Origin of the sequence: Streptomyces sp. SLBN-31 (assembly GCF_006715395.1) — a bacterium.
GTDB lineage: Bacteria > Actinomycetota > Actinomycetes > Streptomycetales > Streptomycetaceae > Streptomyces.
This window is the reverse complement of the sequence record NZ_VFNC01000001.1, coordinates 3,597,668-3,611,862: the sequence shown is the minus strand read 5'-3', so window position 1 is coordinate 3,611,862 and position 14,195 is coordinate 3,597,668. Positions and strand designations below refer to the sequence as shown.

13 protein-coding genes and 1 pseudogene are annotated in these 14,195 nt (G+C 68.8%); 5 read left to right on the top strand and 9 right to left on the bottom strand.

Translation table 11 applies throughout. The features are described from left to right. Positions 1-96: 96 nt before the first annotated feature. Positions 97-681 carry a dihydrofolate reductase family protein gene (locus FBY22_RS16645; protein WP_160159881.1) on the top strand — a complete coding sequence of 195 codons (585 nt, stop codon included), beginning with the start codon at positions 97-99 and terminating at the stop codon, positions 679-681. Between the two features lie 97 nt (positions 682-778). Here the strand turns inward: FBY22_RS16645 and FBY22_RS16640 are convergent, their stop codons facing one another. The 3 genes and pseudogenes from FBY22_RS16640 to FBY22_RS16630 form a co-directional block, all read right to left on the bottom strand. Continuing rightward, a complete protein-coding gene (locus FBY22_RS16640) occupies positions 779-1,270 on the bottom strand; it encodes a hypothetical protein (RefSeq protein WP_260844878.1) in 492 nt (163 codons plus the stop codon). Between the two features lie 156 nt (positions 1,271-1,426). Next, a pseudogene (locus FBY22_RS16635) lies at positions 1,427-1,696 on the bottom strand (calcium-binding protein); the annotation flags it as partial. 328 nt (positions 1,697-2,024) lie between these two features. Beyond that, positions 2,025-3,011 carry a helix-turn-helix domain-containing protein gene (locus FBY22_RS16630; RefSeq protein ID WP_142146384.1) on the bottom strand — a complete coding sequence of 329 codons (987 nt, stop codon included), beginning with the start codon at positions 3,009-3,011 and terminating at the stop codon, positions 2,025-2,027. Between the two features lie 430 nt (positions 3,012-3,441). Between FBY22_RS16630 and FBY22_RS16625 the strand changes: the two genes are divergently transcribed. Beyond that, a complete protein-coding gene (locus FBY22_RS16625; protein WP_260844877.1) occupies positions 3,442-3,846 on the top strand; it encodes a hypothetical protein in 405 nt (134 codons plus the stop codon). Positions 3,847-4,307: 461 nt separating this feature from the next. On the opposite strand, the gene FBY22_RS16620 is transcribed toward FBY22_RS16625, so the two are convergent. The 5 genes from FBY22_RS16620 to FBY22_RS16595 all read right to left on the bottom strand — a co-directional run bounded on the left by FBY22_RS16620 (position 4,308) and on the right by FBY22_RS16595 (position 9,733). Further along, entirely contained in the window at positions 4,308-5,354 is a 1,047-nt protein-coding gene (locus FBY22_RS16620; RefSeq protein ID WP_142146382.1) for a YihY/virulence factor BrkB family protein, read from the bottom strand. Positions 5,355-6,190: 836 nt separating this feature from the next. Further along, positions 6,191-6,673, bottom strand: a complete 483-nt coding sequence (locus tag FBY22_RS16610) for a DUF3618 domain-containing protein (RefSeq protein ID WP_142146380.1) — start codon at positions 6,671-6,673, stop codon at positions 6,191-6,193. After that, the gene (locus FBY22_RS16605) at positions 6,670-7,041 is read right to left on the bottom strand and encodes a phage holin family protein (protein WP_142146378.1); all 372 of its coding nucleotides are present in this window, start codon (positions 7,039-7,041) and stop codon (positions 6,670-6,672) included. The genes FBY22_RS16610 and FBY22_RS16605 overlap by 4 nt, the downstream gene beginning before the upstream one ends. 504 nt (positions 7,042-7,545) lie before the next feature. After that, a complete protein-coding gene (locus tag FBY22_RS16600; protein WP_142146376.1) occupies positions 7,546-7,749 on the bottom strand; it encodes a hypothetical protein in 204 nt (67 codons plus the stop codon). Between the two features lie 532 nt (positions 7,750-8,281). Continuing rightward, the gene (locus FBY22_RS16595; RefSeq protein WP_142146374.1) at positions 8,282-9,733 is read right to left on the bottom strand and encodes a cellulose binding domain-containing protein; all 1,452 of its coding nucleotides are present in this window, start codon (positions 9,731-9,733) and stop codon (positions 8,282-8,284) included. Positions 9,734-10,258: 525 nt separating this feature from the next. Here FBY22_RS16595 and FBY22_RS16590 point away from each other — a divergent pair. After that, the gene (locus FBY22_RS16590; RefSeq protein WP_142146372.1) at positions 10,259-11,080 is read left to right on the top strand and encodes a GntR family transcriptional regulator; all 822 of its coding nucleotides are present in this window, start codon (positions 10,259-10,261) and stop codon (positions 11,078-11,080) included. Positions 11,081-11,197: 117 nt separating this feature from the next. Further along, a complete protein-coding gene (locus FBY22_RS16585; protein ID WP_142146370.1) occupies positions 11,198-11,449 on the top strand; it encodes a hypothetical protein in 252 nt (83 codons plus the stop codon). A gap of 128 nt (positions 11,450-11,577) precedes the next feature. On the opposite strand, the gene FBY22_RS16580 is transcribed toward FBY22_RS16585, so the two are convergent. After that, the gene (locus tag FBY22_RS16580) at positions 11,578-12,321 is read right to left on the bottom strand and encodes a FadR/GntR family transcriptional regulator (RefSeq protein ID WP_142146368.1); all 744 of its coding nucleotides are present in this window, start codon (positions 12,319-12,321) and stop codon (positions 11,578-11,580) included. Positions 12,322-12,426: 105 nt separating this feature from the next. On the opposite strand from FBY22_RS16580, the gene FBY22_RS16575 reads away from it, so the two are divergent. Beyond that, positions 12,427-14,163 carry an IlvD/Edd family dehydratase gene (locus tag FBY22_RS16575; RefSeq protein ID WP_142146366.1) on the top strand — a complete coding sequence of 579 codons (1,737 nt, stop codon included), beginning with the start codon at positions 12,427-12,429 and terminating at the stop codon, positions 14,161-14,163. Positions 14,164-14,195 lie beyond the last annotated feature (32 nt).

Here is a 14,195-nt window from a genome sequence, read left to right as displayed (position 1 = left end):
GTTGCGTTGTCACGGGTATGGACTCGGCGACCGGGAGGAATGCATCGGTGGGCGCCGGCACCGATGCATTCCGGGCGCGCCGGCAGTCCAATTCCCATGAACGCCATTTCCGACAGCTCCCGGCGGCTCGTGCAGACCGCCCTCGTGTCCCTGAACGGTGTGATCGGTGAGCCGCTGCGCTGGGCCGGGCCCTACTTCGGGCCCGGCAGCGCGGAGCACTCCCTGAAGGTCCTGCAGCGCAGCGAGGCGATGCTGATGGGCCGGCGGACCTACGAGCTCTTCTCCCGCCAGTGGCCCGCCGCGTCCGGCCCGTACGCCGAGCACATCAACGCGATGAGGAAGTACGTGTTCTCGTCCACACTCCAGGAGGCGGAGTGGACCAACACGAGCGTGATCGCCGACGATCCCGCGAAAGCCGTGGCCGAACTCAAACGGGCCCCAGGACGGGACCTGATCGTCTACGGGCACGGGCAGTTCGGCCAGACCCTGTGCGACGCCGGCCTCGTCGACGAGCTGACGCTGACCGTCGTCCCCGTCTTCGTGGACGGCACCACCTACTACCGGCCCGGCGCCCAGTCCCGCACCTGGGAGCTGGTGAGCGCCGGCCCGGGCCACGACCCCGGCCTCGTGTCCCTGACGTACCGCCCGGCGGACATCGAGGGCGCCGCAAACGGATCATGACCCCGTTGTGAGAGCCTGCCGTGGACCGCGGATGTTCCCGCCGCGGGGGCAGTAGGTGTGGCCGACCCGAGGGTCGGCCACAACGCCGGCCGTCGGGTCAGGGGCACAGGCCCTGGTCGGAGTTGTAGTAGATGTCGATCGAACCGCTCCAGGTCATGCACTGGCCGGGCTCGGGCAGGTCCTTGTACACCGGGCCGGCGTAGGTCGTGTAGGAGCCGGCGTCCCTGGCCGGGTGGTTGCCGGTCGGCCAGGTGTCCAGGGTGACCTCCATGAACACGCGGGCGCCGGGCTTGTTGCGCACCGTGACAGCACACCACTGCTTGTCCGCGGAGCTGTAGGCCACGTACGTGGTGGCCGCCACGGTCCTCTGCGAGGACTGGATCGGCGTCTCCATGAAGACCTCGTACCCCTTGCCGCACGCTCCGTTGTAGGCGCCGGCCGTGGCGGCCGAAGCCGGCGTCGTCGCGGCGAGCGTGCCGCCCAGGGCCAGGACGGCAAGGGCGCCGGCGGTAGCTGCCTTGTGGCGGATCGACTTCATGGTGTTCCCCCTGTTGGTGACGTGGCGGGACGGCAGGTCGTCGCCGTCCATGCCAAGTCAGACCGGGGAGGGCCGCTGAGAGTTGTGGGGCTTTGTGTCGCGGTCCTGTCACTGGTGTCACAAGAGCCGTTACGGCGACCGCGCGGGCGGGAAGCCCTGCCGCTCGAGGAAGTTCCGCGTTCCCCTGAGCGGCAGAGCCGGACGGCTGATCCGGCCGTCAGGCGCCTTGTCGGGGGCGTCGAAAAGAACCTCGGCCATGCGGATGAGCGCGGGACCGGCGAGGGACGGTACGGCTGCGGCGTACTCGTCGGCGCTGACGCGACCGTCGCCGTCCGTGTCGAGGGAGGCCTGGAGCTCTCGCCGCCAGGCGGCGAAGGCGTCGTAAAGCCGGGTCTCCGCGGATTCGTCCAGGTCAAGGCGGGTAGCCAGTTCGCGTGCCATGGTGGCGAGGTCGGGCCAATCGAGATGGCCGTCGCCGGGGAGCGTTCCCTCCGGGAGTGTGACCGCACGGAAAGGACCTGACCAGCCGAACCATCGACCATCACCCCTGGCTCATATGCCCGATTGCCCTCGGCATCGGCGACTGGAACGCAGCACCATGAGCTGGCCGCGTCCGGCCGTGAAGCTCACCGAGTACGCCCGCCCGTCCCGGTAGGCGGTGACGGCAGTCCGGCCTCGGCCTGGTGGTGCAGGCCGTGCCCGGTTCGATCCGATCCGGTAGGTGTTGGTGCGACCGTCTCGGGTGCGAGAGATGGCCGCGGCCTGTTCGACGACCTTCCCAGCCGAGGCGACCAGCGAGGGGTCACTACGGGTAGTGCGACAAGGCGCGATGCCGGTAGTCCTTGGGTGAGAGGCCGTACGCGGCGCGGAAGCTGCGTGTGAAGTCCGAGGCTCGGACGATTCCCCAGCGGGCGGCGATCACGTGGATGGGCGTGGTCCGTTGTGTGGGGTCGGCCAGGTCGCGGCGGGCTGCCTCCAGGCGTCGGCGGCGTATCGAGGTCGCTACCGGTTCGTCCCCCATGTGCTCGCGGGCGATTTTGTGGAGGTAGCTGAGGGAGATGTGGTGCGCGGCGGCGATCACTGGTGGTGTCAGGTCGGGGTCGTGCAGGTTGTGCTGGATGAAGGTCTGGATGCGGCGCGCCAGAGTCCGCTGGCGGGTCTCCGGTGGCAGGGCGGCTTCAGCTTCCAGGACATGGGCCAGCCAGGCGGATACCAGGTCGACCACGACGGTGCCCAGTCGTGGCGCGTCGGCCGGCTGCAGAAGGTCGGCCTGTGCCTGCATGCTGGTGAGGAACTGCGTCGTCAGGGCGCCTAGTCCATTGTGTGCGGGCAGGCTGCGGCCCAGCACCAGGTTCATCCGGTGTTGCGGCAGGGGCAGCAGGCTTGTCGGGATGTCCACGCCGATGCCTTGGACCGCGTGGCGGTGGCCGGCGTCCGCGGACTGGAGGTCGTAGGGCTGCGAGCTGCTGACCACGTGGATGTCGCCGGCCTTGAAGGTATGGGTCTGGCCGGAATGGACAAGTGCCAGCTCTCCGTGCAGCAACAGGGACAGGTGCAGCAGTTCTGGGTCGGATTGCCGCACCATCCGTGCGTTGCGCCGGAACCGGGCAGGCAGGAAGGACGACGACCAGACGGTCACCGAACCGAGTTCCATCAGCCGGTGCTCCGCGTGGAAGTCGTCCACATGGCGGCTGATCACCTCACTGGAACGGGTCCGGCCGACCAGTTCACGCCAGCAGTCGAACCGGTCCTGCACCGGGACATCCTCGCTGTGGAACAGGGCCCCGATCATCCCCGCCCGCCTCTCCGCTCCGTGCCACGTTCCTTCTCACTTCTACCGACCAGCTTACGAAGCGGCATGTCGACGGCATCGAGCGACCTCGCGGTGATCATCGAGACTCCCGGGCTCCGTTCCACTCCGAGGTCTCGGCGGCGGCGCCGTGTGAAGGGACGTACGAACGCGGCGCGCCTCCGGGAGTGCGCCTCACCGGCGCCGGCAGGCGGCCTGTTCTTCCCCAACTCCGTACCGGCCTGCCGCCGTAAGGAGGGGCTTTCGCGGTGCACGCAGTGGCAAAGAAGTGTGGATGCAGCACCAACACGGCCGCCGGGCTGCCTTGCATGATCGGTCCGCAACTGACGCGACCCGCTCACGAGCGGAAAGCAGATCAATCCATGCGAAGGGATATGTTGTGCGCTTAAGAGCTTTGACCGTCACTTCTGCCATGGCCGGCGCGCTCCTGTGCGCGGCGGCACCCGCCGACGCAGCGGTGGGCTGGAAAGCCGTCAGCACCAACTCCAACTGGCATTGCAGCGCCTACGTGACGCACTCGGTGTCGGATCACGTCAAGTTCAAGGTCTGCATCGTGGTCAACGCGAACGAGGACGCCCAAGCGGTCGTAGTCGTCCAGAACACGGCCAGCGTCGCAGTGTCGATCGCCGGTGCAGTGCGCAGCGACTTCGGCAGCAACGTCGACTGCGCCGGCAGCCCCCTCAATCCCGGCTTCACGCGGGGCTGCTTCGCCCCGACGGCCACGGACGTCGGCAGTAGCGCGGTCCTCAACGCAGTGGGATACCTCGAGGTCAACGGCGTCACCAATGCCGTCAGCTACGGCATCGCACACGTGTAGAAAGGGGGACCGTTCACGCGCCTCCCCCAGGAACGGCAACGGCACACGCTCGTTCGCGTCCGTCCGGGCATTTCCAGGATGAGACACCACATGAGGCCGCCCCGCCGCGGGTTCTCGGCTTCGGCCGGCCGCCGCGCTGACCGACCCCTGCTGCGCAGCGCGGCGTCCAACGCGGACCCGCAAGCTCTCTGCGCTCCCGCGGCTGAATGCTGACCTCCCCCGTCGGATCAGCGCGTCTCACCGCCCGAGGCGAGGCGCGCCTTTGACTAACCTCAACGGCCGGGCACGCCGCGCGACCTGGCCGGGGCGCTGCCCGTGGGCCCATGCCGATCCTGGTCCTCAGTCAGCCGGCCGGCAAACGGCCGTCGGCGAACCCTCGGGAGCGGACAACTGGCGACAGTCCTCGCCGGGCGGGCGAATCGGCAGGTGCAGGTGGATATGAGCCAGCGCCGCACCAGGCCTCATCCGTGTTCCAGGCGGCGCCGGTCCTGCTCGTCCCACTTCCGGGTGTCCCGCGGCTGGGTGTAGGGCTCGGCCTGCGGCGGGTGGCCGCCGGCGATGGCCCGCTGGCGGGCCGCCTCCGCGTCGAACTCCAGGCCCAGCAGGATGGCGAGGTTGGAGATCCACAGCCAGATCAGGAAGACGATGACGCCCGCCATCGTGCCGTAGGTCTTGTTGTAGGAGGCGAAGTTGGCGATGTAGAACGCGAAGGCGGCGGAGGCGATCAGCCAGATGACCAGGGCCAGGAAACTGCCCGGGGTGATCCACTTGAAGCCCTTCACCTTCGCGTTCGGGGTTGCCCAGTACAAGATCGCGATCATGACGGTGACCAAGATGACGAGCACCGGCCACTTGGCGATCGACCACACGGTCAGTGCCGTGTCGCCCAGCCCGAGCGCGGTGCCGGCCCGGCGGGCCAAGTCGCCGGTGAAGACCACGATCACGGAGCTGAGCACGGCCAGGATCAGAAGAGTGATCGTCACGCCGAGCCGCACGGGGAGGATCTTCCACACCGGGCGCCCCTCGGGCATGTCGTAGACCGCGTTCGCCGCGCGGATGAACGCCGCCACATAGCCGGACGCGGACCAGATCGCCAGTACCAGGCCGACCAGGGCCATGAGCGAGCCGATGCCGGCGTTGCCCTGCAGCTGCTGCACCGCGCTGGTGAGAATGTCACGGACCGAGCCGGGAGCGAACTGTTTGATGTTGTTCAGCACCTTGTCCGTGGTCGACTTGCCCGTCAGGCCCAGCAGCGACACCAGCGCGAGAAGCGCCGGGAACAGCGCCAGCACGCCGTAGTACGTCAGCGCCGCCGCCCTGTCGGTCAGCTCATCGTCCTTGAACTCCCGCAAACTTCCTTTGAGCACCGCACGCCACGCACCCTTTGGAAGCTTCGTGGGCGTCTCGGGCGCGCGCCGCTCCGTCTCCGGCCCGGGACCCGGCTCCTCCAGCCGAGGCTCGTAATCGACAGCATGATCTTGTTGTCCAGTTTCATACCTTTTTGTCATAGGGTCCGAGTGCCCCGATGCACGCTCCTCTCACAGCGCATGCCCTGGGCTGATCGGCTGTGGCCGCCCGCCCCGAGTCGCCGCAGGCGACGTCCGACGTTCGATGTCCCAGCCTTGAGGGAAGCCGGGTGACCGGTGCTGGATACGCCCCGCGCTGGAGCATCTACCCTCCGTTTCGGTGGGCAGAACGCTGTCATGAGGGGTCATTCGGGCGGGGGGCAGGGTTCTGGCTCCGCAGCTCCTGCCAGCACGTGTGGACGTGTGCTTCAGCTTCCCGCACAGCGTCATTCGCCGGGGCGGCGCCAGCGGATGCAGCGGGGGCCGACTGGCCGGCGCGCTGTCGGCGGTGCCGTTGCGGCGGGTGCACCGAGCCGGTGCCACACCGTCGTCGGCCTTGGTGCAGCACCGTCGCCCGGGCGACCAGGATCGCGGCTATGACGGCCGCGGCCGTGACTGCGACGGCGGCGTGTTGATCGGACATGCTCGGGGTCAGCCCTTCGTCAGGGGTGCGAGGCAGCAGGAGGAGGGATTATTCGTGCCCCGGGTTTCCCGCTTCCTCCGTGCCAGTCAGCCGGGCCGGGTCCCGCTGAGGCGGTGCGTGGGCGCGGAACCCGGTGCGGTCACCGCCCGCTTTGGCGCGGCGAAGACCGTGCCCTGTGGGTGGCCGCGAGCAGCACCTCGCCGCCGAAGCGGCCCCGTCGGTGGCGTCCGGGGCGCCCTGGTCATGGCCGAGCGTCTTCCACGCCCGCTGGGACAGCGCACCGGCACGCTACGCCCCCGGCCGCTCCCAGGGCGAGACCCGCCGGCTTCTACGCGATCTTGGAAGTCTTCACGGCTCAGTCCTTCCGGCCACGGCAGGCCAGCCACACCACGACGGCCACGCCGGCCGCCGTCAGCAGCAGGTTGCGGTTGTCGCGCGCCAACTGCGCCCCCTGGGCCGCCCGCTGCCGCACCGGCTCGGGCGCCTTCTCCTCCCACAGCTGACCGGCCTGAGCCGCCTTCTCGCGGACCTGCCCGGCGGCCTGAGCGGCCTTCTCCTTGGCCGAGTCGGGCACGCTTTCCTGCGCTTGGTGCGTCAGGTCGGCGGCTTTCGTCTTCAGCTCCCCGGCCTTGTGGGTGGCCTGCTCCTTGAGCTTGCCGGCCTTGGCAGCGGCCTGGTGCTTGACCTCCGCGGCCTTCTCCTGAGCGCGGGCTTTGACGTCGGTCCTGGCGGCCAGCGCCTCAACCGTCTGCCCGAGCTCGGTGCGGGTCTGTTCGACCTGCTCGCGCAGTTCGTCAGGGCCGGCGGCGGTGGGCTCGTCGTGTGGTGGCTGGGTCATCGCTGTGCACTCTCCTTGATCTCGGCCACGTCGGCCTTCACGTTCTCGATCGTCTGCTCGGGTGCGGGCGGCGCGGCTTGGTCCACCTGCTTCTTTCCACTGATGGCCATGATCGCGACGATCACACCCAGTACCCCTGAAACGATCAGTGCCGCCGCCCACACCGGCAGCGGCACCGCCAGCGCGGCGATCGCGGTGGCGACCAGCGCCTGCAGCATCAGAAAGCCCACGACGCCGGCGCCGCCGAACAGGCCACCGCCCTTGCCGTAGCGCTTGCCCTTCTCCTTCATCTCCGCCTGCGCCAGCCGCAGTTCGCCGCGTACCAGCTCAGTCAGTTGCTGTGAGGCGCGTTGCACCAGCTCGCCCACCGGCTCCTGGCCGGCGCCGCTGTCGGATCCGGCATGGCGCGGGTGTGTACTCGACACGGCGATCAGCTCCCGTCCCTCTCTCGTTCGTGCGGGACGGCCGCCGTCATGGGCTCGACCCGCCGATCAGGGCGCGAGTACCCCGAACAGGCGGATTAAGGGCAGACGACACAGCGTCGCGTGCGGCATCCGACGGACCGGGGACCGCGGGTCGTACCCGCGCCCGCGGGGCGCGGCCCGGCGGGTGGCGGCAGCCGGTCCGGCTTGTCCCTTGCTTTCCGGCAGGCACGGCCGCAGTCGTTCCCACTCGGCATCCGTGAAATCGCCCCGCCCCATGCTCACATCAACGAGTTGGGCGCGAAGCAGTCCCATGTCGGCCGGACAAGTCATAGCCACTCGGACGGCGACAGCGCAGCTCCTCGGCTCCCGTAGTGATCAACTGCGGCTCAGAGGGCCGGCTCCGCCGCCGGGACTGGCAGGGGAGCCCGGGGCCAGGGGCGGGGTCGATCAGCGCAGGTAGTCACTGCAATGGGCGCCGATCCAGTCAATGTGGTCGCCCAGCGCGGTGAGGCTGCCCGCGTACGGGCTGCAAACCGCCTCGTCGTCGTGACCGCCACGACCGGCGTGCGAGACGGCTGCCGCCGTCGTGGCGCCGGTGGCTACCAGGGCGGCGGAGAGGATGGTCGCGGCCATGACTGCTTTGATGCGCATGCTGCTCCTATCAGGGAGGGTCAGCGGTGACGCACAGTGATCTGCACTCGCTTTCCACTGCAGACGCCGATGCACCCGACCGCGTCTCAGGAAAGTCCCTCTCATCACCCGCAGCCGACTGTCCCGGTTCGTCCCAGACCGCCTTGCGCCCAGCCCTCGCGTCCTGCGCATGCGCCCTGGCGACCGTCGCAGACACGGATGGCGCCAACGTCTGGACCGAACACCGTGAGTCCGTCACCGCCGAACTGGCCGAAGCCGCGAGACGGGCTCGAGCCCGTGACGACCCTGCATTGCCTGAGCCGTTGACGGCCAAGTCTGCGGGATCGTGCCCGCCAGCCTGGGCCACGACGTAGATCGGGGGCCCGCATGCGGCTTCTCCGTGGCTGTCCTCTGAGCCTTCTCGCGGGTCTGGTCGGCGCACACCTCCGGCCGGTCGCCGGGCGGGCAGGGCCGGTGTGCCGGCGGTCGGGGTGAGCCACCGTCCGGACACCGGCCCCGCTCCCAAAAGGCGTCGGCCCCTGCCGTCACCATCTCAGCTGCCGGAAACCGTGTCCTCGAAGTTGGTACCTGCCGTGCGATAGGCGTTGATCTTGGCTGTCACCTGCGCGGGGGTCAGGACCTGGTCCTTTACGTGCAGGACATAGTCGATCTGCTCGTCGTACGAGCGGGCGGTGGAGCTGCTCAGGCCGCCGAAGTCGATCAGCCACTGGTTGAAGTTGATCGACATGCCCCGCTCGGGCAGGTAGGCGGCGTCATGGGTGCCGAAGAGCTCGCCGTCGATGTAGTACTTGATGGCGCTGTTGTCGATGGTCAACACGAGGTCGTGCCAGCCGGCGTAGCTCTGCCGGGACTCCGTGTGCTGGTTGACCGCCTGCCAGGGGTCGGGGTTGTAGGTCTCCCAGGACGTCGTGTAGAGGATGTTGGAGGACTCGCCCCAGCCGCCGTTGGGCAAGTACTCGAAGTCGTACTCCGAATAGTCGTCGGCCATCGGGGCCTTGAGGTCGTTGATGGTGAAGAACGTCTGGACGAGGTGGTCGCCGTCGGGTCCTGAGACCGGCGCGTCGGCGAAGCGCACCCGAGCGGCATAGGTGCCGTTCTTGAACTTCATCGCCTTGGTGAGCACTTCGGTCTGCTTGGTGCTCTCGCCGGTGCCCGAGGTCGAAGTCCGCATGTTCATCACGGAGTTGCCGCCGGTGCTGGAGAAGGTGACGTTCTCCGGTGCCCAGGTGGCGCCCGGTACTCCGGGGCCGCCGGAGTTGGAGCGGACGTTCCAGCCGTTCGCGGAAATCCTCGGGTCGCTGGAGGTCGTGTAGTTGAAGTCGTCGAACAGGTTCTGCCCACCGGCCGGGGGGTCGGTCGGCGGGTCCGTGGGCGGGTCGGTCGTGTCGTTGCCCTCGGGGGCGGCGCCCCACACGGTGCTCCCTGCCAACTGGGCGGTGACCTTGGGCCAGTTCGCGTACGACGTCTGGGAGGCTCCGAAGGAGTAGTCGTCGCTCTGGTTCAGCGTCTGCCAGTCGGCGCGGTAGAACCGCAGTTGCATGTCTCCGGTGTCGGCGCCCGGGGCGAGACTGCCGGCCCCCGAGGTGAAGCCGATGTCGAGGTAGCGGTCGGCGGTGGCCGTCGGGTGGGCGAGCGTGCCGAAGGTGCCGGTGATGTTGGCGCAGCCCTTCACCGCCCACGAGCAGGCGAAGCGGTAACCGGGGCTGCCGGAATCGGCCTTGAAGTAGTAGCGCACCTTGACCTGGGAAAGCTGGACCGCGGCGGAGCCGGTGTTCTTGACCTTGATCCAGGGCTCGGCCTGGTCCGCCGTGGCGCCGGACGCGCTGGTGCGGTACTGGACGGTCACCGGTTCGCCGGCGGCCGTGGCCGTGCCGGTGAGGGCGGCGAGACCGCCTGATGCGGTGGCCAAGGCGACGGCGGCTGCCAGCGCGACGCGCCTTCTGTGAGGAGCGGACGTGGTGGTGGGGGTGGAGGGGGGTTCCATGATGCTCCTTTCGAAGAGATCTGAGTCGGTCGTTGGTGCGGATCAGGCGTGGCGTGTGAGTCAGAGCCCAGTACGCGGGCGGCCTTGTCCGGTGCTCGCCCCGGGGCCGGCCGACCGGTTGCCCGCCCCTCAGGGAGAACCGTCGCGCTCGACCTGTGGTGACGAAGACGGGAACGCAACGCACTCAGAGCGGTTCGCCTTCTCTGAGACCTCCAGCGATGACCTGCGCGGGCGTACTTGCAAGCATGCGGAGCTTCATGGTCGACCCCTGGGAGGAAGGCACCGGAAGAATTGACCAGTGGAGTAACTGGATAGGTGACCTCTTGCTGACGATGAAGGTGGCATAGACCAATTGAGGCGTCAACCCCTCGTGTCAGTAACAAACTTGATGGCTAATCATTGCCGGTCGGCCGCGACTCGCCCCCGATCGGACTACACTCCGATTGACCAGTGGCCGCCAGAGGTCAACACCGGGATGACCACTGGTCAGGTGTGGCAGGGGGACGGCGAAGCGGGAGCGGCACGATGAAAGCTGGCTCATCAGGGGCGGTTCTCAAGCGGGAGCGCGTTCGCGATCACATCCTGCAACTCATCGAGGCACTCCACCCCGGGGACGCAATCCCTTCCGAACGATCCTTGTGCGCCGACCTGAACGTGTCCCGGCCAACTCTGCGTGCGGCTGTCGATGAACTCGTCGCTGCGGGACTGCTCGTGCGGGAACACGGGCGTGGGATGTTCGTCGCACCCGAAAAGATCACTCAGGAACTCGTCGCCGATTCCCAGGGCATGACGCTCCCTCAGGCGTCGGGCAACTGGTCCAGCCGCCTGCTTGAGTTCACCACCATCGCCGCCGGCGCCCGTGTAGGCCGCAAGCTCAGCCTCTCCCCCGCCGCGGACATCGTCTATGCGGCCCGGCTACGCCTCGTCGACGGCACCCCGATGGCGATCGAACACCTGCATATCCGCGCGGACGTGGTGCCCACCCTCACCACACAGGAGCTGGAGGTGGGTGAGCTGTACGAGCACCTGCGCCGACGCCACCACGTCCACGTCAGCGATGCCGTGCAAAGCATCGAACCCACGGTCGTCAGCCAGGCCGAGGCGCGCCTCCTCGAGGTTCCACACCTCTCGCCCGCCCTGCTCTTCGAACGGCTCACCAACGACGACACGGGCCGGCCCGTGGAGTACGTCCACTCCATCTACCGCGGTGACCGCTACCGCATCGTCTCCCGCCTCACGCTGAACTCCTCGCCCAGGGACGGACAGACACCCGCGACCGGCCTTGTCCCGGGTATGGAACCTGGCAAGGTCACCCACTGGGAAGTCGCCCCGACCACCCTGCGCTGAAGGCACTGCGCCCGAGAGCGGCCGGACGCTGAGCCGAGGTATGGGTCAAGGCACCGCCCGCCGAGACGTGTCCGAGGCCACGCGGTACGAAGCGGACGTGCGGGCAGACGTTGCGGTATGGAGATCGAGCTGATTGGCGGGGCCTCCGACGGTCGCCGCCTGTCCGTCCGCCGCGAGCCGACAGCACCGCAGCCCTACCTGCTCGTCGCGGAACACCTGCCGCTTCGTGACGGGAACGGCGAGCCCACGCCTGTGGAAGCCCTGCTCGCCTCCTTCCGGATCGTCCGCTACGAGCGCGACGTGCAGGCAGACGACCGCGCGGGTGTACGGCGCCGGCTGTACCGACGTACCTCTGAGTCCGCTGTGTGATCCGAGCAGCGGAGCCTGCGGCGGCGGTCCGCACTGAACGCATAGTGTGGCTCCCAGACGGCGAGTCTGCCGGCGGCGACATTGCCCCGTTGCCGCGCGGCGAGTCGCCGTAGCGCTGAGGAGACGGGTCATGCGGCATCGCTCGGCAGCCCAGGTGACTGGGCGATCTCTTCTTCTGCGGATTCGATGATCGCCAGTACGGCGGCCGCCGCGGCCTCCGGATCGCGGGCCTCGACGGCTTCCACGACGGCGCGGTGACCCGGAAGCGAGGCCGCAACGGCGCCGGGGGTCTGGGTGCTGACGCGGAAGCTGTGTTCCAGCGCGATGTCGACGGCGCGGCCCAGTGAGCCGAGGAGACGGTTGCCGCTGGCGTCGAGCAGGGTCCGGTGAAAGGCGATGTCTGCCTCGACGTAGCCGCTGCGACCGGGTTCCGCCGCCGTGGCCTGCATGGCGGCCAGGGAGTCGTACAGGGCTCGTATGTCGTCGGGGCCGGCCCGTTCGGCGGCGAGACGGGCCGCCTCGGGCTCGAGGATACGGCGCAGTTCACCCGTGTCTCGCAGCAGTGCCGTGGCGTCCCCGGTCTGTTTCCAGCGCAGCACGTCACGGTCCAGGTGGTTCCAGTGCTCCGGCGGCAGCACCCGCGTGCCGGTGCGCGGGCGTACCTGCAGCATTCCCTTGGCCGCCAGTGCCTTGACCGCTTCCCGCAGCACGCCCCGGCTGACCCCGATCTCGGCCGCGAGCGCGTCTTCGACCGGCAACGCTTCCCCCGGCTCCCACGTGCCGCCCACGATGCGGCGCCCGAGCTCGTCGACCACGCGCTGGTGCATGGTCCGGAAGTGCACCACGATCTCTGCTCGCCCCCTGGACGCCATTCATCGAATCATTTAATGATTGAGTTCCAGGGTACGGCCTGCGGGTCCTCTCCTGACAAGCCCCTATCGCGAAGCGGACGACGCCAGAGCCACGGGAGTGCCTTCATGACCGACGGTCGGAGCAACAGCCGCCGCAGCCAGGCGTGGTTCGGCGCCCAGGGGCGCAGCGGGATGGTGTACCGCTCCTGGATGCGCAACCAGGGTTTCGGGCACGAGGTGTTCGATGGACGTCCGGTCATCGGCATCGCGACCAGTGCTTCCGAACTCGCGCCGTGCAACACCCATTTGACGCGCGTCGCCGAAGCCGTCAAGCGCGGCGTGTGGCAGGCGGGCGGCCTGCCGCTGCAGTTCCCCACCATGGCCACCGGCGAGACCCTGATGCGCCCCACCGCCATGCTGTACCGCAACCTCATGGCCATGGAGGTCGAGGAGCTGATCCGGGCCAATCCGCTCGACGGTGTCGTGCTGTTGTCCGGCTGCGACAAGACGACCCCCGCGATGCTCATGGGCGCCGCGAGCGTCGACCTGCCCGCGGTCATGGTCACCGGCGGGCCGATGCTCAACGGCAAGTACCGGGGCCAGGACGTCGGCTCCGGCACCCATGTGTGGAAGTTCGAGGAGGACCTGAAGACCGGCCGGATGACCGAGGAGGAGTGCTTCTTCGCGGAAGGGTGCATGGCGCGCTCCAACGGCCACTGCATGACGATGGGCACGGCCTCGACGATGGCCTGCATGGCCGAGGCGCTCGGCATGCAACTGCCGGGCTCGGCTGCCTGGCCCGCGGTCGACTCCCGCCGGATGGAGACCGCCCAGGCGGCGGGTCAGCGCATCGTGCGCATGGTGGAGGAGGAACTGCGCCCTTCGCAGATCATGACCCGGGAGGCGTTCGAGAACGCCATCCGCGTCAACGCGGCCATCGGCGGCTCCACGAACGCGATCATCCATCTCACCGCCATCGCCGGACGCGTCGGCGTCGACCTGCCTCTGCGGGACTTCGACGACCTGGTCCGCGCGGTGCCGACCCTGGTCAATCTGATGCCCAGCGGCAAGTACCTCATGGAGGACTTCTGCTACGCGGGCGGGCTGCCCGCCGTCATGGCCGAACTGCTCCGCGGCGAGCTGCTGCACGGCGAACCGATCACGGTCACCGGACGCACCATCGCCGAGAACACGGAGAACGCCGAATGCGTCAACCCTGAGGTCATCACCGCCCTCGACGCCCCCTTCCAGCCGGCCGGTACCGGCACCGCCGTCCTGCGCGGCAACCTGTGCCCCGACGGCGCCGTGATCAAGCAGTCCGCCGCCTCACCCCACCTGCTCACGCACCGCGGCCCCGCCCGCGTCTTCGACTCCCCCGAGGCCTACCACGCGGTGGCCGACGACCCGGAACTCGACATCGACGAGAACACCGTCATCGTCATCCGCAACGCCGGCCCCAAGGGCTACCCCGGCATGCCCGAGGTCTCCAACGTCCCGCTGCCCGCCAAGCTGCTGAAGGCCGGCGTCAAGGACATGGTGCGCATCTGCGACGGCCGGATGAGCGGCACCGGGTACGGGACGGTGGTGCTGCACGTGGCGCCCGAAGCCGCCGTCGGCGGGCCTCTCGCCCTGGTGCGTGACGGGGACCCCGTCGTCCTCGACGTCCCCAACCGCACCCTTCGCCTGGATGTGGACGACGCCGAGCTCACCAGGCGCCGGGAGGCGTGGCGGGCACCCGTCGAGCGGCACACCAGCGGTTACGCCTGGCTCTACACCCAGAACGTCCAACAGGCCGACCAGGGGGCCGACTTCGGTTTCCTGCGCGGAAGCCGTGGCTACGACGTCCCCCGCGACTCGCACTGAGCCCCTCAGGCGGCCGCACCCTCGGATCAGGA